21 protein-coding genes and 1 pseudogene are annotated in these 24,078 nt (G+C 55.7%); 21 read left to right on the forward strand and 1 reads right to left on the reverse strand.

What is annotated here, in order from left to right; all coding sequences use genetic code 11:
* The first annotated feature begins 18 nt into the window (after positions 1-18).
* From tagH to ACOYXE_RS23320, 21 genes and pseudogenes are all read left to right on the forward strand, one after another.
* Positions 19-1,215 (forward strand): type VI secretion system-associated FHA domain protein TagH, encoded by a 1,197-nt coding sequence (gene tagH, locus ACOYXE_RS23220; RefSeq protein WP_034152083.1) that lies wholly within the window; start codon positions 19-21, stop codon positions 1,213-1,215.
* A gap of 5 nt (positions 1,216-1,220) precedes the next feature.
* Positions 1,221-1,721 carry a type VI secretion system lipoprotein TssJ gene (tssJ, locus tag ACOYXE_RS23225; protein WP_186613293.1) on the forward strand — a complete coding sequence of 167 codons (501 nt, stop codon included), beginning with the start codon at positions 1,221-1,223 and terminating at the stop codon, positions 1,719-1,721.
* A gap of 2 nt (positions 1,722-1,723) precedes the next feature.
* Positions 1,724-3,055 carry a type VI secretion system baseplate subunit TssK gene (tssK, locus tag ACOYXE_RS23230; RefSeq protein WP_460926710.1) on the forward strand — a complete coding sequence of 444 codons (1,332 nt, stop codon included), beginning with the start codon at positions 1,724-1,726 and terminating at the stop codon, positions 3,053-3,055.
* Positions 3,056-3,060: 5 nt separating this feature from the next.
* The gene (gene icmH / locus ACOYXE_RS23235) at positions 3,061-3,936 is read left to right on the forward strand and encodes a type IVB secretion system protein IcmH/DotU (RefSeq protein ID WP_016985783.1); all 876 of its coding nucleotides are present in this window, start codon (positions 3,061-3,063) and stop codon (positions 3,934-3,936) included.
* A gap of 13 nt (positions 3,937-3,949) precedes the next feature.
* On the forward strand, positions 3,950-7,489 hold the full coding sequence (gene tssM / locus ACOYXE_RS23240) for a type VI secretion system membrane subunit TssM (RefSeq protein WP_460926711.1): 3,540 nt from the start codon (positions 3,950-3,952) through the stop codon (positions 7,487-7,489).
* A complete protein-coding gene (locus tag ACOYXE_RS23245; RefSeq protein ID WP_038359322.1) occupies positions 7,489-8,217 on the forward strand; it encodes a PP2C family protein-serine/threonine phosphatase in 729 nt (242 codons plus the stop codon). The genes tssM and ACOYXE_RS23245 overlap by 1 nt, the downstream gene beginning before the upstream one ends.
* On the forward strand, positions 8,214-9,215 hold the full coding sequence (locus ACOYXE_RS23250; protein ID WP_095119789.1) for a serine/threonine-protein kinase: 1,002 nt from the start codon (positions 8,214-8,216) through the stop codon (positions 9,213-9,215). Before ACOYXE_RS23245 ends, ACOYXE_RS23250 begins: the two co-directional genes overlap by 4 nt.
* Positions 9,216-9,243: 28 nt before the next feature.
* Positions 9,244-11,692, forward strand: a pseudogene (tssI, locus tag ACOYXE_RS23255) (type VI secretion system tip protein TssI/VgrG).
* An 11-nt stretch (positions 11,693-11,703) separates the two neighbouring features.
* Positions 11,704-13,461: a peptidoglycan-binding domain-containing protein gene (locus tag ACOYXE_RS23260; RefSeq protein ID WP_212620771.1), complete on the forward strand. Its 1,758-nt coding sequence runs from the start codon at positions 11,704-11,706 to the stop codon at positions 13,459-13,461.
* Between the two features lie 2 nt (positions 13,462-13,463).
* Positions 13,464-13,970: a hypothetical protein gene (locus tag ACOYXE_RS23265; RefSeq protein ID WP_405122645.1), complete on the forward strand. Its 507-nt coding sequence runs from the start codon at positions 13,464-13,466 to the stop codon at positions 13,968-13,970.
* A gap of 14 nt (positions 13,971-13,984) precedes the next feature.
* Entirely contained in the window at positions 13,985-14,761 is a 777-nt protein-coding gene (locus ACOYXE_RS23270) for a hypothetical protein (RefSeq protein ID WP_460926712.1), read from the forward strand.
* A 307-nt stretch (positions 14,762-15,068) separates the two neighbouring features.
* Positions 15,069-15,998: a tetratricopeptide repeat protein gene (locus tag ACOYXE_RS23275; RefSeq protein WP_405122647.1), complete on the forward strand. Its 930-nt coding sequence runs from the start codon at positions 15,069-15,071 to the stop codon at positions 15,996-15,998.
* 38 nt (positions 15,999-16,036) lie between these two features.
* Complete coding sequence (locus ACOYXE_RS23280) at positions 16,037-16,498, forward strand: XAC2610-related protein (protein ID WP_405122648.1); 462 nt, start codon at positions 16,037-16,039, stop codon at positions 16,496-16,498.
* Between the two features lie 20 nt (positions 16,499-16,518).
* Positions 16,519-17,883 (forward strand): lysozyme inhibitor LprI family protein, encoded by a 1,365-nt coding sequence (locus ACOYXE_RS23285; protein WP_460926713.1) that lies wholly within the window; start codon positions 16,519-16,521, stop codon positions 17,881-17,883.
* 138 nt (positions 17,884-18,021) lie between these two features.
* Positions 18,022-18,510 (forward strand): cell division protein, encoded by a 489-nt coding sequence (locus ACOYXE_RS23290; RefSeq protein WP_460926714.1) that lies wholly within the window; start codon positions 18,022-18,024, stop codon positions 18,508-18,510.
* Positions 18,503-19,255 carry a hypothetical protein gene (locus ACOYXE_RS23295; RefSeq protein WP_460926715.1) on the forward strand — a complete coding sequence of 251 codons (753 nt, stop codon included), beginning with the start codon at positions 18,503-18,505 and terminating at the stop codon, positions 19,253-19,255. The genes ACOYXE_RS23290 and ACOYXE_RS23295 overlap by 8 nt, the downstream gene beginning before the upstream one ends.
* 88 nt (positions 19,256-19,343) lie before the next feature.
* Entirely contained in the window at positions 19,344-19,799 is a 456-nt protein-coding gene (locus ACOYXE_RS23300) for a hypothetical protein (RefSeq protein ID WP_460929876.1), read from the forward strand.
* Between the two features lie 4 nt (positions 19,800-19,803).
* Positions 19,804-20,667, forward strand: a complete 864-nt coding sequence (locus ACOYXE_RS23305) for a tetratricopeptide repeat protein (protein ID WP_460926716.1) — start codon at positions 19,804-19,806, stop codon at positions 20,665-20,667.
* Positions 20,664-21,425, forward strand: coding sequence for a lysozyme inhibitor LprI family protein (locus ACOYXE_RS23310; RefSeq protein WP_238156312.1), 762 nt, complete (start codon positions 20,664-20,666; stop codon positions 21,423-21,425). The genes ACOYXE_RS23305 and ACOYXE_RS23310 overlap by 4 nt, the downstream gene beginning before the upstream one ends.
* Before the next feature lie 54 nt (positions 21,426-21,479).
* Entirely contained in the window at positions 21,480-22,466 is a 987-nt protein-coding gene (locus ACOYXE_RS23315; protein ID WP_100846806.1) for a hypothetical protein, read from the forward strand.
* Between the two features lie 97 nt (positions 22,467-22,563).
* Positions 22,564-23,583, forward strand: coding sequence for a hypothetical protein (locus ACOYXE_RS23320; protein WP_460926717.1), 1,020 nt, complete (start codon positions 22,564-22,566; stop codon positions 23,581-23,583).
* A 63-nt stretch (positions 23,584-23,646) separates the two neighbouring features.
* On the opposite strand, the gene ACOYXE_RS23325 is transcribed toward ACOYXE_RS23320, so the two are convergent.
* Complete coding sequence (locus ACOYXE_RS23325) at positions 23,647-24,018, reverse strand: DUF6124 family protein (RefSeq protein ID WP_160059930.1); 372 nt, start codon at positions 24,016-24,018, stop codon at positions 23,647-23,649.
* Positions 24,019-24,078 lie beyond the last annotated feature (60 nt).

Raw genomic sequence — 24,078 nt, forward strand, 5'->3', positions numbered from 1 at the left:
CCGCAAGGAGCATCAAACATGGAATTGGTTTTCGAAATGCTGAACACCAAGCAGTTCGTGCCCACGGAGTTGTGCCAGAAGACCTTTAAACAGGCCGGCGGCGTGATCGGGCGGGGCGAGGACTGCGACTGGATCATCCCTGACCGCAAGCGTCACCTGTCCAATCACCACGCGATTGTCAGCTACCGCGAGGGCACGTTCTTCCTCACCGACACCAGCAGCAACGGTGTCCAGGACGGCGAGAGCGGCGCGCGTCTGCACAAAGGCGAACCAGTGCGCATCGAGCACGGCAGCACCTACGTGCTGGGCGACTTCGAGATTCGCGCGCGCCTGGTACGCGACCCGGCGACCTTCGACGGTGAAGTCGGCCGTCCGCGCGCTGCTGGCAGCATCATCCCGGACGACGCCTTCCTCGATCTCGACCCGCTCAACGCCCTCGAACAGCAAGAGCGTGTGTACTCGGAAATCGACGAACTGCTGGCGCCGAACACCAAGCCTGAGGATTCCCGTCAGCGTGCCGACTACGCACGTATCGACATGGAAAGCCTGATGGTGCCGGAGCTGATTGCCGCTCCGGTCGAACCTGAGCCCGCTCCGGCACCGAAAGCCGTCGAGCGCCAGAGCGAAGGTTTCTGGGATCATTTCGGTGCGGCGCTGGGTGTCGACGTCAAAGGTCTCAGCCACGACGAACGCGAAGCCCTGGCGTTGAACGCGGCGCGCTTGCTGCGCCAAAGCATCGGCGGATTGCAGCAGAGCCTGCGCACCCGCTCGGAGCTGAAAAACGAATTGCGTCTGGCCCAGACCACCGTGCAAGGCACCAACAAGAATCCGCTGAAATTCGCCGTCGATCCGAGCGAAGCCCTGCAGATTCTGTTGCAGCCAAGCAAGCCCGGCCATCTGCCGGCCGAGCAAGCGATCTCCCGTGCGTTCCGCGATCTGCAGGCGCATCAGGTGGCGCTGCTGACCGCCAGCCGCGCCGCCGTGCGTGGCACCCTGGAGCACTTCTCGCCGGAGCAACTGACCCTGCGTTTCGAGCGTGACAACAAGCCGTTGATCGCGACTTCGGGCGGACGCTGGAGAGCGTTCGGCCGTTATCACCAGGCGCTGCGTCAGGACGATGACTGGAGCGAGCGTCTGCTGGCCCGCGACTTTGCCCAGGCTTACGAAGAACAGATCCGCCTGATCTCCACCCTCCACACCGACCACCAAGGATGATGCGCATGTCTCGCCGCTCGACCGCTTTTTTCAAGACGCTGACTGCGCTCACCATGCTGGTGTTGCTCGCCGGTTGCTCGTCGCTGTCGCCGTACTCGAAAGTGACCAAGATTAACCTGAAGCTGACCGGCAGCGATCAGCTCAACCCGGACCTCAACGGTCGGCCGTCGCCGATTGTCGTGCGTCTGTTCGAACTCAAGCACCCGGTGACTTTCGAGAATGCTGATTTCTTCAGCCTTTACGAACGCGCCAAGGAATCCCTCAACCCGGATCTGGTGGCCAGCGAAGAACTCGAGCTGCGCCCGGGTGAAACCGTGGAGATGAAGCTCAAGGTGGAAGAGGGCAGCCTTTATGTCGGCGTCCTCGCCGCTTACCGCGACTTGCCGGACACCCAATGGCGCCACACCGTTCAGATCACTCCGCTGGAAGTCACCGAAGTCGATCTGACGCTGGACCAGACCGGCATCCGCAACACCAATCAAGTGCTCGCCAAGGCGGATGACTGATCATGAATACCCATAAAGTCATTTGGCAGGAAGGCATGCTGCTGCGGCCGCAGCACTTCCAGCACAACGATCGCTATTACGATCACCAGATGAAAACCCGCACGCAATTGCTGGGTGGCTACACCTGGGGTTTCCTCAATCTGGAGATCGACCTGCAGTTCCTCAACATGGGCAAACTGGTAATCAGTGAAGCCTCGGGGATTTTGCCGGACGGCAGCCTGTTCGAACTCGGTGGCAACACTGAGCCGCTGGCGCTGGACGTACCGCCGAACACCGGCAACACGCCGATCTACCTGGCGCTGCCGCTGGTCACCGGTAACCACATCGAAGCGCGTCGTCCGGAGCAGTCCGACGTGCTTGCGCGTTACACCGCGTACGACGCCGAAGTGGCCGACTCCAACGCCGGCGACGACTCCGCCAGCCAGGTCAGCTGCGGTCGCCCGGACTTCAAACTGTTGCTCGGTGAGCAGCAGAGCGATCAGGCTTACGTGAAACTGAAGATCTGCGACGTGCTCGACACCACGCCGGACGGCGTGATCAGCCTCGACCCGGATTTCGTGCCGACCTACATTCAGGCCCACGCCTCCAGCTACCTGCTGTCGTGCCTGAAAGAAGTCATCAGCATGCTCAACCACCGTGGCGACACGATTGCCGAGCGGATTCGCTCCAACGGCAAGGTCGGCGGTGCTGAGGTCGGTGACTTCATGATGCTGCAACTGATCAACCGCACCGAACTGCTGCTGCGCCACTACCTCGACCTGGAGCAAGTGCACCCGGAAGAGTTGTACCGCACGCTGCTGACCATGCTCGGCGATCTGGCGACCTTTTCCGGCGAGAGCAAACGTCCGCGTCTGGACAGCCGCTACTCCCACGCTGACCAGGGCGGCAGCTTCCGAAAGCTGATGGAAGCGATTCGTCAGGTGCTGTCGATGGTTCTCGAACAGCACGCCATCGAACTGATCCTGCAAGCGCGTCAGTACGGCATCATCGTCTCGCCGTTGCACGACCACAAACTGCTTGGCTCGGCGTCGTTCGTGCTGGCAGCCAGTGCCAACTGCGATTCCGAAGAACTGCGCCATCGCTTGCCGGCGCACCTCAAGGTCGGCCCGGTGGAGCGTATCCGCCAACTGGTCAACCTGCACTTGCCGGGGATCAAGGTCAAACCGTTGCCGGTGGCCCCACGGCAGATCGCGTTCCACTCGAACAAAACCTATTTCATCCTCGAACTCAGTTCCGAAGACCTGGCACAACTCGAGCGCTCCGGCGGTTTCGCGTTCCACGTGTCCGGCGAATTCGCCGAGCTTGAACTGAAATTCTGGGCCATCAGGAACTGACCGACATGATCAAGGAAACGGATTACAACCAGGACGACAAAACCGTCCTGCTCGATCGTCAAGGCCACGGACCGGCATCGAGTCCGCTGACCGACTTCGCCGCGCCGCCGCGTTTCGAGCAACTGGAAGAACGCATGATCTACGCCGCGCGCCTGCGCCCGGCCGAAGCGTTCAACATCAGTCTCAATTCGCTGGTCGCGGCCTCGTCCGAGCTGCTTTCGGAAGTGGTGCGCCTCAAGCACAGCGAAACCCGAGAAGATCTCTACGCACTCAACGAGCGCCTGACTGCCGGGCTCAAGTTGTTTGAAGTACGCGCCCTGCACAACGGCGCCGAAAGCAGCCAGGTGATGGCCGCGCGTTACGTGCTCTGCACCGTGGTCGACGAAGCCGTCGTGACCACACCGTGGGGCAACGAAAGCGAATGGTCGCAGATGAGCCTGCTGAGCAGCTTCCACAACGAGACCTTTGGTGGCGAGAAGTTCTTCCAGTTGCTCGATCGACTGTCGAAGAACCCGGTCAAGCACTTGCCGATGCTCGAGCTGATGTACCTGTGCCTGTCCCTCGGTTTCGAGGGCAAGTACCGCGTACAGGCACGCGGCATGCTCGAGCTTGAAGGCATCCGCGATGCTCTGTATCGGCAGATTCGTCAGTTGCGTGGCGACGTGCCGCGCGAGTTGTCGCCGCACTGGGAAGGCTTGAACGATCAGCGTCGCAACCTGGTGCGCATCGTGCCGGCGTGGATGGTGGTGTTGTTCACTTTCGTCTGTCTGGTGGTGATGTATTCGGGCTTCGCCTGGGTCTTGGGCGAGCAGCGCGACACCGTTCTGCAACCTTATCAGCCGCTTGATCCAGCCGCGGTTCAACCGCAGTCGCAGCCGTAAACAGGGACGTGTGATGAAAAAGTTTTTCAAGAAAGTCGGCGCCTTCCTGCGCCAGACCTGGGTCTGGACCTTACTGCTGGTGCTGTTCGTGGCGCTGCTGGTGTGGTTCGTCGGCCCGTTGTTGGCGGTTGATGACTACAAGTTCTGGGAGAGTGCGACCGCGCGCTTGCTGACCATTGCCGTGCTATTCCTGATCTGGGGCCTGACCATGGTCTTCGTCAGCTGGCGCGCGGGTATCCGCAAGAAAGCCGAGGAAGAAAGCGAGGACGGCCAGGATCGCATTCGCCGTGAAGAGCTGATCGACGAAGAGCAGAAAGAGTTGAAGGCGCGCTTCAAAGACGCGCTGAAAACCCTGAAGACTTCCAGCCTGTATCGCGGCCGCAGCGAGCGTTGGCGCAGTGACTTGCCGTGGTACCTGCTGATCGGTCCGCAGGCTTCCGGCAAGACCAGCCTGCTGGACTTTTCCGGTCTGGAATTCCCGATCAACAAGATCGACCGCAAGCTGACCCGCGACACCCTCGGCACCCGTCATTGCGACTGGTACTTCGCCGACCACGGTGTGCTGATCGACACCGCCGGGCGTTACACCACGCAACCGGATGTGGAAGTCGATGGCGGTGCCTGGACGACGTTGCTGGAGCTGCTGCGCAAGCGTCGTCGCGGGCGTCCGTTGAACGGCGTGCTGGTGACCATTCCGGTGGAAACCCTGCTTGGCGGCAGTGAGCAAGACATCGATACCCTCGCACGCCAGGTTCGCGGCCGTCTGCAAGACGTGCATCAGAAACTGCACGTCGACGTGCCGGTCTATCTGGTCCTGAGCAAGGCTGACAAGCTGCTCGGCTTCGACGAGTTCTTCGATCAACTGACTCGCGAAGAAAGCGATCAGGTACTCGGCACCAGTTTCCGCAAGGATCAGGTCGGCACCGACGTCGCTGTGTTGCGCAACGAGTTCGAAGAACTGCTGCGTCGCCTCAACAGCCAAGTGATCATGCGCATGCACTCCGAGCGCGACACTCAGCGCCGTGGCCGCATCCTCGACTTCCCGCATCAACTGGGGCAGATCGGCGAGCGCCTGTGCCTGTTCGTCGACATGGCGTTCACCGGCAACCGTTATCAGCGTGCCACGCAACTGCGCGGTTTCTACCTGACCAGTGCGCCGCACCTGACCCAAGAGATGGATGCGAGCACCGCCGGCATCGGCGCCAGCCTCGGCATGAGCGCCGGCGTGCTGCCGACCCTGCGCAGCGGTCGTTCGCGGTTTATCCACCACTTGTTCAGCCAGGTGATTTTCCCTGAGTCCGATCTGGCCGGTCTGGACAAGCGCGAACGCAGCCGTATTCATTGGGGCCAACGTGCGTTGTACGTCGGCGCACTGGCGGCACTGGCACTGTTCGGCATGCTATGGGCGGGCGGTTTCTCGGCCAACTACGAGCGTCTGGAAAACTTGCGCAATCTGGCGCAGAACTGGACGCAGCAACGCACGGCATTGTCGCCGCGTGATGACGCCATGGGCGTGCTGAAAACCCTCGATACCAGCTACGCTGCGACACAGGTGTTCCCGAAGAAGGGCGACGTTTCGTACCACGAACGTGGCGGTCTGTATCAGGGTGAAGACGTCAATCCAGTGGTCAAAGAGGCTTACGAGCGCGAGCTTGAAAAGCAACTGCTGCCACGGGTTGCAACCATGCTCGAAGGGCAGATCCGCGCCAACATGAAGGACCGCGACCGCCTGCTCAACAGCCTGCGCGCGTACCTGATGCTGAACATGAAAGACCGTCGCGATGCCGCGTGGCTGAAGGACTGGGTCGGCACTGACTGGTCGACGCGCTACACCGGTAATACCGCGGTGCAGAACGGTCTGAATGCGCATCTTGAGCGTTTGCTGAAGCAGCCGTTTATCTACCCGCTGAACGACCAATTGGTCACTCAGGCGCGTCAGGTCTTGCGCAGCGAATCGCTGGCTACCGTGGTTTACCGCATGCTCCGCGAGCAGGCGCGTAATCTGCCGGACTACCGCTTCAGCCAACACCTCGGTCCACAAGGCTCGCTGTTTATCGGCACCGAATACGTGATCCCGGGTTTCTACACGCAAACCGGTTATCAGCAGTATTTCTCGGTGCAGGGTTCGGCGCTGGTCACCGACATCCTGCGTGACAACTGGGTACTCGGCGAAGGCGCCGGCATCAGCGACATGGACTTGCGCCGTCTGATGGTCGAGCTGGAGCAGTTGTATTTCCGCGACTACGCCAATTACTGGAGCGAAGCCGTTGGCCAGGTTGCCCTGCCGCCAATCAGCGACGCCGGTGAAGGCGCCGAACAACTGGCGGGCCTGACTTCGGCCAACTCGCCGGTGCTGGCCTTGCTCACTGAAGTGCGTGAGAACACGCGCTTCCAGGCCGCTGCAGATCCTGTCGAAGAAGCTGGCGACGCTGCTGATGCACTGGCCGGGCAGAAAGGCAAACTGGGTAAAGTCGGTAAACTGGCCTCGGCTGTCGCGGACAAGGCTTCGGCGCTGAACGTGGCGAAGACCCTGCCGGACACCGCGAAGAAGTCGCTGCAACGTCGCTTCGAACCGCTGCATCGTTTGCTCGATGACAACAACGGCCCGGCGGCGGACCTGACGCCTGCACTGAGCGCGCTCAACGACCTGCAACTGCAACTCGCCGGTCTGGCCCGTTCCAGCACGCCGGAACAAGCCGCGTTCGAAATGGCGAAAACCCGCATGAGCGGCCAGCGTGATGCGCTGACCAACCTGCGCAATGCGTCCAGCCGTCTGCCGCGTCCGCTCAGCGTGTGGTTCAACGTGCTGGCCGAAGACTCGTGGCGCCTGGTGCTCAACGATGCTTACCAATACCTGAACGGCCGTTATCAGAACGAGCTGTACAGCGTGTATGGCAAAACCATCAGCAAGCGTTATCCGTTCAGCGCCAGCAGCACCAGCGACGTAGCGATCAGCGATTTCCGCGAGTTCTTCCGCGCGCAAGGCACCGTCGACCGCTTCTTCGACAGCTACATGCGTCCGTTCGTCAGTGGCGATCCGGGCAACTACCGCATGCGCAGCGTCGACGGTCACAGCCTGCCGGTGTCGAAAATGTATCTGGACCAGATGGCGGCGGCGCTGACGATTCGTCAGAGCTTCTTCTCGATCAACCCGGCCGAGCCGACCGTGCAGTTCAAACTGGAGCCGTACACCCTCGATCCGGCGGTCAGCCGTTCCGAGTTCAAGTTCGGCGACAAGACCATGGAATACCGCCACGGTCCGATCCTGCCAATGTCGTTCAAATGGCCGACCGATGCTGAGGACGGTCGCACCAGTCTGGTCATGGACAAAATGGCCGGGCGCCCGATCGGCATCGAGAAGAACTCCGGCCCATGGTCGCTGTTCCGTCTGTTCGACCTGATGCAGACCGAGTACCTGACCGGTCGCGATGTGCTGGTGCTGAAAGCCGATGTAGGTGGCCTGCGCGCCAACTACCTGCTGACCAGCCAGCGCACGCCGAACCCGTTCGACATGGGCGTACTGCGCACCTTCCGTATGCCGGTGCAGCTCTGATGCTGGTGGCCAGTGCCTGGCGCAGCGCGGCGCGTACCGACCCGGGCAAGGTGCGGGCGCGCAACGAAGATGCCTTCCTCGACTCGCCACAGCAGGGGCTGTGGGTGGTCGCGGACGGCATGGGCGGTCATCAGGGTGGCGACATCGCCAGCCAGTTGATCGTCGCCAGCCTGGCTGAACTGCCGCAACACGAGGACTTCGACGAACGCCTCAAAGCCATTCGCCAGTGCCTGCACTGGCTGAACCGGCGTTTGGGGCAGGAGTTGACGGTCACCGCCGGACGTCACGACAGCATCATGGGCAGCACCGTCGTGGCGCTGCTGGTGGAAGGCAATCGCGCGGCCTGCATCTGGGCCGGCGACAGTCGTTGCTATATGTGGCGTGGGCAGCGTTTGTATCAACTGTCCAAGGATCATTCGCTGCAACAGCAACTGATCGACGAGCAACAAATGAGCGTCGAACAAGCGGCGGCACACCCGGCGGCTCAGGCCTTGACCCGAGCCGTCGGCGCCGCCGAACAACTGACCCTGGATGTCCTCGAACTCGAGGTCTATCCGGGCGATGCGTTTTTGCTCTGCAGCGATGGTTTGTATCAGGGCCTGAGCAGCGATGCCCTCGGCAACGCCCTCAGCCTCAGCGCGCCGCACGTGGCGCTGGAACGGTTGTTCGACGGCGCCCTGCGTGGCGCCGCGCGCGACAACCTGACAGCCGTGGTGATCCGCCAATGACTGAAATCGAATCCTCAGTCGATGACTTGCTGATGAGCGAAGAGCAGGCCAACAACCTGACCTACTTCGCCTTCGCCAAGGAAAACAAAGCAGAGCCTTTGCTGGCGCCGACCAAGGCCAGCATCGGTGCACTGCCGGATGTACTCGCCGGTCGCTACCACCTCGAGCGTTTGCTCGGGGCCGGTGGCATGGGCGCCGTTTACCGGGCGCGGGATCTGCTGCACGAACAGTTCGGTGATCCCGACCCTTACATTGCGCTGAAAATCCTCAGCGAAGAATTTGCCGAATCGCCGGACGCCAGTGCCTTGCTCTACAGCGAGTTCGCCCTGACCCGACGCCTGCGCCACGACAACGTCGTGCGTGCACACACCTTTGAAGTCGACACCGACTGCCAGCGGGCCTTCATCACCATGGAATACATGCGTGGCCTGACCCTGGACAAATTGCTCTGCGAGCGGCCCCTCGGCCTGCCGTGGCAAGAACTGCGCGACATCGTCCTGCCGCTGCTCGACACGCTGGCCTACGCCCACGGTCGCGGCGTGCTGCACGGTGACATGAAACCGAGCAACGTCATGCTCAGCGAAGACGGCTTGCGTCTCTTTGACTTCGGCCTCGGTCAGGCAGAGGAGGGCGTGATGCCCGGCCTGCCGCACCTGAGCCGCGAACGCTTCAACGCCTGGACACCGGGCTACGCCGCCCCCGAACTGCTTGAGGGCCAACCGTTGTCGGCCAGCGCGGACGTGTACGGCGTGGCCTGCGTGATCTATGAACTGGCGGGCGGCAAACACCCGTTCCGCCGCTTGCCCTCGACCCAGGCCCGCGACGAGCACCTGGAGCGCGAACTGCAAGCCCCGGCGAATTTACCGAAACACGGCTGGCCAGCGCTGCGAACCGCGCTGAGCTTCGACCCGGCAGAACGCAGCATCACTGCCCAACAATTGCGTGACGCCTTGGGCGCCACTTCGTCCTGGCTGCAACGTCTGCGACTTCGGGCGTAACGGATGACATTCGAACAGGGAGCACTTTATGTTCAACCCAGCTAACGAAACCCACTTCAGCCTCAAGGTCGAAGACTACGTCGGCGACCTGCAAGTGCTGTCGTTCACCGGCACCGAAGGCATCAGCCAGCCGTATCGCTTCGACCTCGAACTGGTCAGCGAGAACCCGGATCTGGACCTCGAACAACTGCTGCACAAGCAGGCATTTCTGGCGTTCGATCCACAAGGCTCGGGCATCCACGGCCAGATCTACCGAGTTGCTCAAGGCGATGCCGGCAAGCGCCTGACCCGCTACAAAGTGTCGATGGTGCCGCAACTGCAATACCTGCATCACCGCACCAACCAGCGCATCTACCAACAGATGTCGGCGCCGAAAATCATCGCGCTGATCCTCGAAGAACATGGCATCAAGGGCAACGCTTACAACTTCCAGCTCAGCCAGCCGTGCCCGGATCGCGACTACTGCGTGCAGTACGACGAAACCGACCTGCACTTCGTCCAGCGCCTGTGCGAGGAGGAGGGGATTCACTATCACTTCCAGCACAGCGACAAAGGCCATCTGCTGGTGTTCGGCGACGACCAGACCGTGTTCCGCAAACTCGGTCAGCCCACCGCGTATGTGCAGGGTAGCGGCATGGTCGCCGAAGAACCGGTGATCAAAGGCTTCAAGCTGCGCCTGGAAACCCGCACCAGCCGCACCACCCGCCGCGACTACGACTTCGAAAAACCGCGCCTGCAAATGGAAGCTGCGTACAAACCCGAAGGCGCTCTCGATAGCAAAGACGCCGAACCAGATCTGGAAGACTACGACTACCCCGGCTGCTTCATCGACCGCGCCCGTGGCAAGTTCCTCAGCCAGCGCGCCCTCGAACGCCACCGCGCCGACTACCGTCGAGGCCGAAGGTCGCGGCGACCAGACCAAACTGGTCAGCGGCCACTTCATGGAAATGTCCGACCACCCGCGCACCGAGTGGAACGACCTGTGGCTGCTCACTGAACTCTTCCACGAAGGCAAACAGCCGCAAGTCCTCGAAGAAGGCGTGACCAGCGACACCACCGACAACAAAGACGACTTCCACCAAGGCTACCGCAACACCTTCCTCGCCACCCCGTGGGACGTGTTCTACCGTCCGGCCCTCGAACACCCGAAACCGCGCGTGCTCGGCAGCCAGACCGCCATGGTCACCGGCCCCAAAGGCGAAGAAATCCACTGCGACCAATACGGCCGCATCAAAGTCCAGTTCCACTGGGACCGCGAAGGCCAGGCCGACGACAAAACCAGCTGCTGGCTGCGCGTCTCCAGCTCCTGGGCCGGCGACCGCTACGGCGCCATCTCCATCCCGCGTATCGGCATGGAAGTCCTCGTCACCTTCCTCGAAGGCGACCCCGACCAACCGCTGGTGACCGGCTGCCTGTACCACAAGGAAAACCCGGTGCCGTATGCACTGCCGGCGAACAAGACTCGCAGTGTGTTCAAAACCCTTAGCTCTCCGGGGGGCGGTGGCTACAACGAGCTGCGCATCGAAGACAAGAAAGGTGCGGAGCAGATCTACATTCATGCGCAGCGCGATTGGGATGAAAACGTAGAGCATGATCAGAAGATTCGGGTCGGGAATGAACGTCATGACACGGTGGTTAAGAACACTTACACCGAGCTGAAGGCTGAAGAACACCGCACCACCATCAGCGATCGCAAAGTTGAAGCGAAGCTGGATGATCACCTGACGGTGGGGCAGAACCAGCATGTGAAGCTGGGGACTGCGCAGCTGACGAGTGTGGGGAAAGAGATTCACCTCAAGGCTGGGGACAAGATTGTTATTGAGGCGGGGACGGAGCTGACCATTCTTGGGGGTGGGAGCTTTATCAAGCTCGATGGCGGTGGGGTTACGGTGGTTGGGCCGGTGGTGAAGATTAATGCTGGCGGGTCGGCTGGGTCGGGGACCGGGATCGGGATTAAGCCGCCGGTGCTTCCGGGGGCGGCGGATAAGGATAAGGCGGGGAGTTTGATGGATCAGGCGTTATTGAATGCGCCGCCACCTCCTCCGCCAGCATCCGAGAAAAAGAGCTTCCGAATTCAGATGAAGCGTCCCTATGAGAAAAAGGGAATCGGAGGCCAACCGTATGTGTTGGAGGTTGATGGAGTGACCTATAAAGGCACAACCACTGCGGATGGTTTTATAGATCAACCAGTTCCTCCAGCCGCAAAAAAAGGGAAACTTACGTTTTATCCATTTGGAACAGATTCTCAGCCGTGGATTTGGGAGCTTGACTTAAGTGCGCAATCCGACGCTTCGGACATTAAGGGACTCCAGTCTAGGTTAAAGAATCTTGGGTTTTATAATGGGAAGATAGATGGTGAGAACGGCCCGAAAACTAAATATGCCACTCGTTGTTTCCATCGCTCTTGCGAAATAACAGACAAAGATTATCTATTGGCTGCTGATATCAAGCGGCTCCAAGAACAGCACATTGCTTGAGGGAGCAAGGAATGACCTATGGTAATTTTGACCTCCGCCGTGGAGATCACGATGGAAAACCTGCGCAAAATAAGCCTCCACGATGGGGGGGGAATGACAATCCCGTTTTAACTGTGCTTAATGCCGAAACAACAGCAGCGTTTTTAGGGAGTAGTGCAGCGCTCGCTGTTCCTGAGCATGTTAGAAAACTTCAAGAGGATCTAGTTGCACTAGGTTTCTCGATAGTTGGAAAGCCGGACGGCGGATTTGGTGCGCGCACTGGTTGGGCTGTTAGAGAGTTTCAAATATATGCATCTATGAATAAGGTCGCCTGTGTAAGACCGGAAAAGCAGGGGCAACTGTTACTGGATCAGGCAGGATCTCCAGTAAAAATAAACAATTTAGATGTGTATTTTGATAGTTCTGCAGCGATTGTGGCGCAGGCGGGGAAGGCTCCTAGTGTAACCGGCTCTACAATCTCTCCAGCAAGTTATTACGTTGACAGTCTTCAGTCTGTAGATAATTCCGAGAAGTACGATGGGCCAATAAGCGGAGTGGTGAATGAGAAGACAAGGGCAGCTATAGAACATTGGCTTGATAATGATTACAGATGTCCTGTTGTTTTCGAAGCTTGGACCCTGGCCCAGGGTGCTAGAACTAATTTGGCTGCGGCTGGTTGTAATATTTGGGCCGATAAAGACTTTACTGTTGGAGCTCCGCGAGTATTAGTGAGGGATTTTACTGATTATTTTGAATTTCCGGCAGGGAAGAATCAATCAGACTATCAATCTGTAGGGTATTACGAATCAAGTGGGTTTGGTGGACCTAATGCTACAAAGGCGCATAGTTGGTCTCCTGAAGCAGAAATGTCGGTTAAAAATATTACTGGTGCTGAAGTCAATTCAACGCAACTTAATACAGCCGCGTTATCAACATACCGTACCGTCCGAGTTGTAGCAGAAGCTGAATGCTTTGGGCGTTTTGATGTATTGAATGCGTGGGATAATGCGTTGATCTCCGCAGGGCCATGTCACTGGACTATGGGTTTGTTTAAAAGTGGAAAGTATGGCAAGGGAGAGCTTGTAGGGTTTATTGCTTATCTGAAAAATAAAAGTAATGAAGCTTTCAATAAGGCATTCGGTAATTTTGGTCTTTATCCAATACATGATTGGGGTAGCTCGAGTTTGTATTCTGATGAAGTGAAGACTTATTCCGGTTGGGTTAAGTTGACGAATGACACCTTTGTCAAAGGTCAAGATGCTCATGCAGATACCGAATTTGATGAGTTAGCGAAAACGAAAGAAGAGGCGCACTATTTAAAGACTTGGCATTGGTTCTACAGGATGAGCATGTCGGGCCGGACTCTACAGGATTACAAGACTGCGATGTGGTCGATGGCTAAAGTTCGAGTGACGGATATCTTAAAAAAAGAAGTCACTTTTCATGTCGGAGCCACTACTGTAAATAGTACCTTAGGCAAAGTCTTTACTTCGGAGAAGTCTGTGGCTATTCTTCTTCGGTGGCATGTATTTCGGCCATCTCATGTCGTACATGATGACTTTGAAAAAATCACCCCTGTCATACAGCAGGCAATAAACGGTACTGCCGGAGTTAACTGGTCGGGTGCGGTGTCTAGTTGGGGGGATGCACATGAAACAGCTTTAACAGCGAAGTTGTTAGCGGCTGCGGCTGTAATTAACTCTACGATCACCACGAGCATCAACTTTGGTGCGAATCAGCCTCAGGGCTCCGTCAGGACAGGTAGGAATACCTTTGTATTGGAAGTTTAATTGTGAGATATTTTTTTGCTTTTCTAATATTTTCTCCTGTAGTTAGCGCTGCCACTATTGATGTATGTGATGCTCCGGGAGGAGCGAAGCATTTTATTTCACAATGGTCTGATGGTGGAGAAAATATAGATGTATTGTCGAGAGTAAATGGCGAAAAATTTTCCGTCCAAGAGGGGAAGGTGGTTTATAACGGCGATCTCAATGGTGATGGTGTTAAGGACTTTATATTTTCTTCCTATGATAGCGAAGGTTCTAGCAAGGAAATGACTTATGGATTTCTAATTCAGTGTAAGGGTTATTTGAAATTCGTTGGAGGTGATTATTTTGCTAGAGTTGAGGTCTTAGAGAAGTCTCCTGTGGCTGCGGGCGGGTTTAAAGACATTCAGGTCTACTCCTATCAAAGAGATGGCGATGGGAATATTCGCTATAAAGGGAAGCAAGCGTTAACTACGCCTCATGCGTGGACATTTAATTCGGAAACCAAAAAATATGAAGGTAAATCAGAATAGTTAATTGAGAAAAGGTGACGGATTTATTTGCGGTGTTGCGCTCAGCGGCTTTGACTTTGGTGCGGCGTATAAATAGATCTGTTCCGTATATTCGGATTCAAACAGGTTCTAGTTTGCGGGGTGAAATGGGGACAGACCACGGTTTTAGTAATTGCCCGAAAAACGTGGTCTGTTCCATTTTTTCCTCAAAAGGATATATAAAGTTGAAAAAATATTTAACTCTATTTAATCGGCATTTTATTCCGTTTGTAGCTTTTGGCTTCGTAGCGTCCAATGTGTTTGCGGATGCCGCACCCACAATAGGTGAATTCCATCCTACGGTAGTAGCCTCTTTGGGCGAAGAAAAGATCGCTGTATTTTTTTTGAAAAATAGTCTGAAGGCGATAGCTAAAGAAGAGCATGTTGCCGATGCTGAAATATATTACTCATCATTGAGCTCCGGTAAACCCTCTCTAAACTATGTTTGGAAGGTTGAGGGGGATCAGATCGCTTCTGTATTTTTCTACGAGTGGAAGTCTCCTGCGAGAGCCGGAAAATCTATGTTTGTGTTGACAAAAAGAAAATTGTCGAACTCGGCATTTGACGGTTTTGCTTATTCGGTAATGGAATTTCCAATAAGGAGAAATGGCAGAAGTGTATCCTTGCTTCATTTTAGTGGCGATTTGCCTGACCCAGCTCTAGATAACTGTATGGAGGGGGCAGATCTGGTTACGGGAAATAAAGTGGTCTGTGCTTATAAAGATGCGGCTAGCATTAAAAATTACTTTGGCTTGCAGGACAAAAAATATTAAAAATTGTGCGCGCGGCAATAGAGAAAACGGGGCGGTTCATTTTTAGCTGAATCCGTCCCGTGTATCCTCTTGCGGTGTTACTTCCTGCTTCACCGCCATCTATTCTTCCAGATGATCCAGCGCATACGTCACCACATTGGCAATTTAAGTCAGGTGGTAAAGGGGGCTGGTAAAGGGGGCGGATTTATTTATCCGTTTGTTTTATCGTTGAGCCCAAATAAATCTGTCTCCTTTGTTGTCCATTTTTATTTTCAGCGGCTAAACAATACGCCGAACCGGGCATAGTTGCACTTGAGGGGACCTTAGAATGAGGGTGGTAGCTTTTTTAGTTTTCGCGCTCCTGGCGTCAGTGGTCAATGCGAGCTCTAGCTGCGAGGCTGACCTGAATGGGGATGGAATCTGCGATCCGTATGGTGTTAGACCACTTGAGGATGACGGTACAATTTCGCGAATTACTATAGATATTGGTGGTGGTAATAAGTCAGTTTCGGGGGTTTTTGAACTTGGAGACGGTGGGTTATCTGTAGGTTATCTACCAGGTGAGTTTTCGTTGTTACTGGATTTTTATACTCGTAATACTGATCTTACGCAGTATAGTTTTAAATGGAATTCTGCGCGGAAAGACTGGGTTCTCTATAAAAAATCTACTTGGGCGGAACCTAGTAGAAATGAAAAATATACCTTGGGTGGTGAGAAGGTACCAGTTGAAGCACTATTTCCGCAAAAGTTTAATGTTCAGCGTGTGGCGTGTTGCACCCTGTTTTCTCAGTTCTCCGAAAATGGGCCCGATTTTAGCTATTTGAGTAATGAGGATCAGCTTGCAGAAATCAGGAAAGACTTCAAATATATTCTTGGTAAGCTTCCTCAGGGCGAAAAAGGAGAATTATTTTATGGGCTCGATGATAGCGGTAACAAGGTAAGGAGGAGTATTCCTCAAGAGCTGGTGTATGAGCTAACGTTGATAATTTCCAATGATAATGTCGGGCCTCTAAATGACTATGCTTATTATTTGTATCGTAGCAAAAACAATGTTTTAGCTGCTTTGCTTTTGAGGGGGATTCATAAAAAGTTTCCGGAGAGAGTCGTTGCAACATTGAATTTGGCAGATGCTTATTGGGATATCGGAATGAAGTCCGACGCATGTCCGCTTTATAAGGAATACATCGCTAAAATGACAATGAACGGAAAGGGTGAACGTATTCCGCAGGCAGCGAAATCTCGAGAAAACTGCAATTGAGACGAGCCGCGTTTCACGGGGAGGAGTAGGGCGAGCACATGCAATTCAAAACTCTAGCGGTATCACTGCTCGGCCTGATGTGGACGATCCCGGCGTTAGCCGAAACCACCACGTTCAGCCCAACCAAAGGCGTCGACGCGACGCTGGTTCTCGAAGGCTCCAAACTGAACATCGCGGTTAAAAGCGAAGCGCACAGCGAGTCGCGGACAATCGATTTTGAAGCCGAAAACGAACTCCACGTGCAGTTCGACGATTTCAATTTTGACGGCGCCCAGGATTTCGCGATCTGGCAACTCGATGACGGCATGGGCACTTACCACTACTACCGGGTGTTCATTTATCAAGCCAAAACCGGCACGGTTGAAGAGTTACAGCCGGACTGCGGCGATGGTTTCGTTAACCTGCGCGTCGACAAAAAACGCAAAGCGTTGCTCAGCACTTACTGGGAAATGAACATCCCCAAGCAATGCATCACCCGATTCACCGAACGCAAAACCTGAATGACTCAAGGATGAACACAGTGAACCGTTTTGTTTTAACCCTGCTGGCCGTATTGCTGCCGGCTTCAGCTGCCTATGCGCAGGACGACTGCAGCCATGTCACCTCAAGTCTGGAAATGGTGCCCTGCTCGGAGGCGGCGAAGAAGGCTGCCGATACGCAGTTGAATGTCAGCTACAAGCAGCTAATGACGCGACTTGAGTCTGACTATCGAGCAGATTCGGCATTGGGCGCGGAGTACGCCGCGAAGGTCAAAGAGTCGCAGCGTGCGTGGCTGAAATTGCGCGATGCGAATTGTCCGTTGGAGGCATTCGAAATCGAGACGGGGATGCCGGCGCATGTCTTCGCCGTTAACTCGTGTATCGCCAGAATGAGTCGTGAGCGTTCGGAGTATCTGGACAAGATCGTCCCTGTACTTTCATCCGACAAGAACGCTTCGACGGCTCCCACCAGCGACGCTTGCCCCTCGGAGGAGTTCGCGCCGTTCCTGACAGCGTTTTCCGCCAACAGCGAATCACAGCGCCGTCTGACTGCAATGACGGTCAAGTCGCTGGTGTTGAAACCGGTAGCTGGGAAGGATCGAAGTACCTTTGAGCCTTCGACCTCGGGAGTTAGTGGAACAACGTTCACCTATCCGCTGATGGCTGCAATCACACCCGGCAAGACACCTGGAGTCGAGATCGAAGAGGTCGACGACAGTCACGTCAACGTTGTGGATAAACGGGCGGGTAACAGCAATGTGAAAATCTTCAACTTCTCTCGTCAGGCGTGCTGGGTGCTTGAGGGGATTGAGGATTGGTCGATCAGTGAGAAGGATCTTGTCGCAACAGATAACCCGGGAATGAGCCGCGCCGAGAACTTCTGTTATCAACGTGCCGAAGCGTTAGGTGGGCTTGGGTTTCTTGAGCAATATCCGCTGACCGTAGAGCTGATTGAAGCGTCGCTGGAAAATTTCGTGTGTGCTGCAGAGTCGGGTGATGCACAGGCGAGCCTGTCGGCGGCAAGCCTGAGTCTTTCGCAAATGGCGTCTCAGTTGGAAACGAGCAAGGTAGAGGCGTTGTTCAAAGCGGCCTCGAAAATACCAAGTGGCGCGCTGGCCTATGCCACGTTTCTTTGTTCAGGAAACTCCACCGACTATAACGGCCCTTGCCTCCATCCCGAGCAGGCGAAAGAGCAGGTCATTCGGGCGATCACCATGGGTTCCACAGACGCGATGAATTATCTGGCCTCGACCTTTGAAGGTGGCGAGTTTGGAGCGAAGGATATGTCCCGGGCGTTAGCCTGTTATCAGATGGCGGCTGACAAAGGTAATCAGTTGGGCATCTTCAACGTGGGTCGATTGGGATCGCAGGGCGCTGAACCGATCAAGGCCAGTCACTGCATCTGAAATGCCGGGTCATGTCTGATGCGTTTTCGCAGTCGTTGAGTCTGAATCCGTCCGGTAAAACGTTTAGTTTTTGAGCATCTGACGACTGCGATTTTCCTTTAAACTCCCCACCCCCAAGGAATGCGCTCAGGACACGGAATGCCAGCCCCCTCTAACTCCCTTCGCCCAGCGCTAGTGCTCTGGCTATACGCCGCCGCAATCGTGCACATTCTCGCCGGACTCACCCTGACCTGGGCCGGGCATTCCGGTTTACTCGACGGCTATCTGCACGTTCTCGAACTGTCGTTCTGGGGCACCGACGCAGTACCCACCGCCGGCCACGAACAACAAGTCTGGTGGCTCGCGCTGTTCGGCGCGACGCTGCAAAGTTATTCGCTGTATATGCTCGCGCTGGTGCACTTGGGCAATCGCTTGAAAAACCCGGCAGTGTGGGGCTGGTTGATCGCAGGCATCCTGTTATGGGCGCCGCAGGACATGTGGCTGTCAGCGCAAAAGGAGGTTTGGTCGCACCTGTGGCTTGACGGTTTTGCGCTGCTCGCATTGTTGCCGCCGCTATTTTGGCTCTATCGACATGACTGTCGGAAAGGCATTTGCGAGATCGTATCGAGCGACCCGAGCCGTGGCTGATGTATCACCGATAAGTCTCATAAAACCTCGATACCTACGCGGACTGCTGTTTGGTTTTGCACTCACGCAGGTTAGTCATGCAATTGCCGACAAGACCGTGTTGGTCGGTAATGCTTCCGGTCAATCGCAGGCGGCTAAAGGGCCAATCACCGCTTTGGTCGTGATGACACCCTGCCGGTTTTCGATGACGCTTACGCAAGATCAATGGCTGCAGTTCAATTCGCCTGATCTGGTATTCGTTGCGACAAAACAACTTCCAAACACATTGAACGCGCCGCAATTGTGGCAGGCGTCAAGCTCAAACACCGCTGAGTGGAATTTCGAAAAGTCAGCAGGTCTGAGCGAGCCATGGTTTGGTGTTATGTGTGAAAACGCGGAGAATTTTTCCGCCCTCACTGCTCAGAAGTTGCCGTCTGATGACTCGATTGAGGTGCAGCTGTTGCGTGAAGCCAACGACCTCAAGTGTCCGGCAACTCTGACTGATCACGGCTGGAGCCCGACATTGTTGGCGGGGGATCCGCAAACCTACACGTTCGAGTCGCTGGACGGGACAAAGTCGTCAGGATTCATCATCGGTTATCACGATAAGAGTCGACGTCTGTTCAGTCGCATCACCTTCTGCCTTATGCATAACGAACAGGTGCTGATTGGTTCGGCAGAGTCGGGCTCATCAGCCCCGTTGGCGATAAGCGCTGAGGGATTTGAAAAAATCAAAACAGCAGTGCGGAGCATCACCTTCGAGTGAGGATGTTGATGATGCATTGCATAGATGGAGCTACAGCGTGAAAGGATTTTCGGTTCTTCTCGGCAGCTTGATATTGGCTGCCGCGTCCATGGCATTCGCGGTCGATCCAGCCTTCAAGGATTACACCGTCACGCCCGCTTTCACCGGCCCCAACCATAAGCTGGTGCCGCAAGAAAACAGCAGCCCAATGATGGACCAAGCGCGGGTGCAAGCCCTGAAAGGCAAGGTCAACTTCGCCGGCCATTACATCCTGCACAGGCTCGGCTGTGGCGGCAGCGCCATTTGCGGCGAAGTGCTGGACGCTCAGACTGGGGAAGTCGTTGGCGGTCTGCCGAATGCTTACGACGGCAGCAACTTCGGCATGGTTTACCAGCCCGACAGCCGCTTGATCATCGTCTCCGGCATCACGCTCGACGGCGAAGAAGATGCGCAGGGGAATGCTTTGGAAAGTGGTAATCGGGATCGTTACTACGAGTTTGTGAACAATGAATTTCGACTGCTGAGCATGACCGACGTGGAATCGTCGCCGATGGATGAGGAGTGAGTAGATGAACCGTCTTCTCGCGGGCAGTCTTAAGCGGTTGATGTTTGTCATGGGCCTGTTAGTTTCAGCCAATGCCTTGTCTGAAAATATTCAGATCGTGGGGGTTGGCGGGCACTTAGTGACGCTGAAGGACAAGACATGGGGCAGGCCCGCTGCGGAGTCGGCGGTTGCCTCGTTTACCGCCAATGGAAAAACGTTTCCCCTCTATGTACCCGCGGTGGGTACTGAAACGCATGAGGCTTGGTTAAGTCCCGACAAGAAAACATTGCTCCTCCTTCAGACTCTGTATGGCGTTGTCATTGGCCAGGAGGGTGAAGAAATCCCGACAGAGGAAACTGGTTGCGGGGTCATTTCGATGGAGACCGGTTGCGTGCTCAGTCAGCCTGCAGCCAGGTTTTGCTACGGCAAGTGGGAGGGCAATCGGTGGACTTCCGGGGAAGAGGATGCGCCTGACCTCGTCCTGCAGACGCCGTCTCCAAAGGACTTATTGAAGCAGGTCTCAAATATTGAGATGCCGCAATCTCGCGTGGAAGAACTCGCATTCAATCTTCGCACTATAAGTCCAGAGTCCTATATGGCTTGTCACCCACCAGCGCGCAATGTTCAAGCTTTTAACGACTTGGCCTTCTATTTGGCCGAGGGCGGTAGAGATGAGTTGGCGCTGAAGTTTTATCGCGGCGTTGAGGCCGTTGGTAAACGCACGGTGCTGATGTTGAACATCGCCGATTCACTCTGGCGCCTCGATCGTACAGACGAAGCGCAACGCTATTACAGTCAGTACCGCGACGCGATGAGCGCCGACGGCAAGGCGCAGAAAGTTCCGCAACGAGTCATTGAGCGAACTGCACATCAAGGAATGAAAAATTGAACAGGATTGTCCGCTTTATCGCGTTACCTCTTGGGATGCTATGCGCGTTATATGCGCACGCCGAGGACGAATGCGAAGTCATTACCTCTAGCTTGGAATTTAATCAATGCGTGGCGGCCGAACTTAAGCGGGCCGACGCCAACCTCAATGCCAGCTACAAAAAGCTGATGGCAAGGTTTGAGGTTCAGCAAAAACGCGACCCTGAACAGGGCAAGGCTTTCATGGCCATCGCCAGAGAGTCACAGCGTGCGTGGATCAAGTTGCGCGATACCACATGCCCGCTCGAAGCCACGGATATCGACCCTGATACGGCGCTTCACTCTACAACCGTCGATAGCTGCATCATCAGAATGAGCCTGGAACGCGCTGCATATCTGGACAGGATCGTGGCAGATGACTCGGGTGATGTGGTTGATATGAATAAGGTGTCCAGATCCGGCGCGAAGCGTTACCAGGATGTAGTCGCGCGCTATCTCTACTCGTTCGACAACCCATGCTTGACGGTCCAAATTCTCGCGCCTGACGGTGGATGGCGAGTGTTGTCATTGACGCGGTTCTGCAGTTTTGACGGCAAGTCATTCCAGTCCGGTTACGCCGATGCTGGATTCGAGGCCCCTGTATTTACAGATGACGGTCTGCACCTGACGTTAAGCACTACGGAGCTTCGCGCGCCCGGTGAGAAGCGTCGCGCCTGTGTGATTCCGATCAAGAACGAGCAAATAAAAGCGCTGAAATGTGGCGAACCTGAGTCATCGTGATGCCCTCGCGCTAGTTATTGAAGATTGATCAATTCGTCGATCGACAAGGAAGTAATGGAAGTGAACAGGTTTTCAAGTTGTGTGTGCTTGCTTGCATCGATCATCGGTTTTACCGCGCAAACGGCAACGGCGGATGACCTGCAAACCATCAAGCAAATGCATCCGCCGGTGGTGGCAACGGTGGGCGGGCAGAAGATCACCGTGTTGTTCTTGAAGAACACACTCAAAGGTCAGACGACAGGTGCCTACGTTCCCGGTGGGGAGGTTTTCTACACGACAATGAGTGCCACGAGGCCAGAACTCTCGTTTGTGGCGCCGCTCGTGGGTGATGAAGTCGCATCGGTGTTTTTTTTCGAACGCAAATTCCCTGAGCGAGCGGGGAAGTCCCTTTACGTGCTCATGAGGCAAAAAGAGGCAAACGGTGGTTTCGAAGGCTACACCTATTGGACGCTGGAATTGCCACTCATCAAGCAGGGCGAACAGTTGTCGTTGCGGTTTTTTCGCGGTGATCCACCAGACCCCGAATTGCAGGATTGCCGAGACGGCCGAGACCTTGAAAACGGCGTCGATGTTGTGTGTGCCTACAAGGATGCAACTAGTATCAAAAAGCGTCTGGCAGACCTTGATGCAAAAATCATTGCCGATTCGAAACTGCAACAGGAGATCCGCCAGAAAGCGTTAAAGATCGACGGTGAAGTGTGTCCCTCGCCCGACTTTTCAACATTCCTCTCAGCCTTCTCTGAACGCGCGGAGTTGCAGAAAGCCTTCGTCCTACAGCCGCTGAAAATGGTCACAACCGTGGCCGGCGACCCCGAGCCCGAGATGCAAAAAAACAGTCTCAGCGGTGATCAGCTCAAGTTCCCAATAATCCCGGATCTGGCGAAGCGAGAGGCCCAGGGCCTGACGTTGACCGTCAAGGAAGAGCAGGGTGATCACGCCGTCGCCATCCTGCAGAAACCGGATACCGATTATGTATTCGAGTATCGGTTTGTTCGTGGGCAATGCTGGTGGCTTGAAGAAGTGATGGATTACTCGCTTTGAAACAGGTGGCAAGTTGAAAAGATTAGGCTTGATCGCGTTATTGCTGTGTTCTTTCTCTGTGGGGGCAGGGCCGATGTTCCCGTCACTCGAGTCTTGCATGGCCGCCGACAGCGACTGTGCGCTGGCGCTGAAAGACGATTTCCTTGTAGACGCTAAGTCCGGGCAACGTCTCTCCGAAAGGCCGGTATCGGCCGGAGCGATGAGTGTTTTCTGGCTGTATCGAGATGGCGAGCGCTACATCCTGGAGGAGGAAAACTCCTCACAGGCGAAGTCGCGTCGCTGGCTGGTATTCACCTACGACAGCGGAAAAGTGGTGCTCGACGGCGCTTATGTTTTCTCGATCGACATTGATATGAACACCGGGCCCTATTGGCATGGCTACGACTGCCGAGGTGATGCCAAGCCGTTCGCCGTGCCCACGAAAGATCCGTTCAATGATGTCGCTTTGGAGGAGTTGTGCGGGATGTCCGAAGGCTGGGTCGTCTCGGGTCGGAATACCGAGGTGCCGGTGTCTGCCAAGGGGCTGGCCGTCAGTGTTCCCGTGTACCACGCCCGCAACCGTGACGGTTCAGCGACGTACCTGTTTACTGAAAGTGATGTTCCGGAGCTTTCGAAGCTGGTGTGTTTGTCCAATTGCGCGGATGTCACTCAAATACCAGAACGCGTCTCGCAAGAAACAGCGCCTTTGAAGGGCGGGCAGGATGGAACGTTGTGTTCAGATGACGAAGACATTTACTTCAGTTGCCCGTTGGAGGGTGGTAAGACGGTTTCCGTTTGTGCACGGGGAAACAACAAGCCCACGGCCGGTTTTGTTCAGTACCGTTACGGCGTGCCGAGCAAAATAGAGATGGTCTATCCGAAGACGGCTTTGCCGCCCAAGGGCAAATTCTTTGTCGTGAACGCTTCGGAAGGCAGCGTGAACTTGAACATCATCAAGTTCAAAAACGGTGCTTATACCTACCTCGTTAATCAAGCCTTTCTGAGTTATCTGACGGTGCTCAAGGACGACAAGGCGGTGTTCCGGCAGTATTGCGGTGAGGGAGGGAATGCCTACATAAACCGGGCGGCGCTCCAGGGGTTGGAAACGCGCCCAAAAAGCGCAGAGGACTTTCGCTAGTTTTTGTTATCGAGATTTAGAAAAGGGGACTTAACGTCCCCTTTTTTCCATCCGCAAATCTCGCTACGGCTTGGCCGCCACGCTTCGCACTTCAATCTGGTCGAGTGTCCCTTCCACCATCAGTCGCACACCGTCCGCCATTCTGCTCAGGGCCAGCGCCACCGAGCGGCGGGAGCCGTGGAGGTCGTCGGCGAGGTCGCAGGCGATGACGCTGATGGACAGGAGATCTTCGGAGGCGTTGGCCATGAGGGCTTCGGCGTCGGTGCCGGGGGAGAGTTTGAAGAGGCCGTTCTCACGTTTGGGATGTGGTTCGACGGCTGGTTTGAAATGGTGGTCGAGGGCGCGCTCGGCGGCTTCGTGGAATTTCTTTGATTCCAGGGTTTCGTAGGGCGAAACGTCTGGGGATTCTGGGGGATTGGGTGTTGGTTTGATCATTCGGTCTTACTCCAGTTTAAGGAGCCGACACCGTTTCGCTCGCACTTCGAAAGTGGTGGC

This window comes from Pseudomonas sp. MC6, from assembly GCF_054790575.1.

Coding starts and splice junctions, on each gene's coding strand:
- tagH (WP_034152083.1), top strand. CDS start 19: ATGGAATTGGTTTTCGAAATGCTGAACACCAAGCAGTTCGTGCCCACG.
- tssJ (WP_186613293.1), top strand. CDS start 1,221: ATGTCTCGCCGCTCGACCGCTTTTTTCAAGACGCTGACTGCGCTCACC.
- tssK (WP_460926710.1), top strand. CDS start 1,724: ATGAATACCCATAAAGTCATTTGGCAGGAAGGCATGCTGCTGCGGCCG.
- icmH (WP_016985783.1), top strand. CDS start 3,061: ATGATCAAGGAAACGGATTACAACCAGGACGACAAAACCGTCCTGCTC.
- tssM (WP_460926711.1), top strand. CDS start 3,950: ATGAAAAAGTTTTTCAAGAAAGTCGGCGCCTTCCTGCGCCAGACCTGG.
- ACOYXE_RS23245 (WP_038359322.1), top strand. CDS start 7,489: ATGCTGGTGGCCAGTGCCTGGCGCAGCGCGGCGCGTACCGACCCGGGC.
- ACOYXE_RS23250 (WP_095119789.1), top strand. CDS start 8,214: ATGACTGAAATCGAATCCTCAGTCGATGACTTGCTGATGAGCGAAGAG.
- ACOYXE_RS23260 (WP_212620771.1), top strand. CDS start 11,704: ATGACCTATGGTAATTTTGACCTCCGCCGTGGAGATCACGATGGAAAA.
- ACOYXE_RS23275 (WP_405122647.1), top strand. CDS start 15,069: ATGAGGGTGGTAGCTTTTTTAGTTTTCGCGCTCCTGGCGTCAGTGGTC.
- ACOYXE_RS23280 (WP_405122648.1), top strand. CDS start 16,037: ATGCAATTCAAAACTCTAGCGGTATCACTGCTCGGCCTGATGTGGACG.
- ACOYXE_RS23290 (WP_460926714.1), top strand. CDS start 18,022: ATGCCAGCCCCCTCTAACTCCCTTCGCCCAGCGCTAGTGCTCTGGCTA.
- ACOYXE_RS23300 (WP_460929876.1), top strand. CDS start 19,344: ATGGCATTCGCGGTCGATCCAGCCTTCAAGGATTACACCGTCACGCCC.
- ACOYXE_RS23305 (WP_460926716.1), top strand. CDS start 19,804: ATGAACCGTCTTCTCGCGGGCAGTCTTAAGCGGTTGATGTTTGTCATG.
- ACOYXE_RS23315 (WP_100846806.1), top strand. CDS start 21,480: ATGGAAGTGAACAGGTTTTCAAGTTGTGTGTGCTTGCTTGCATCGATC.
- ACOYXE_RS23320 (WP_460926717.1), top strand. CDS start 22,564: ATGGCCGCCGACAGCGACTGTGCGCTGGCGCTGAAAGACGATTTCCTT.
- ACOYXE_RS23325 (WP_160059930.1), bottom strand. CDS start 24,018: ATGATCAAACCAACACCCAATCCCCCAGAATCCCCAGACGTTTCGCCC.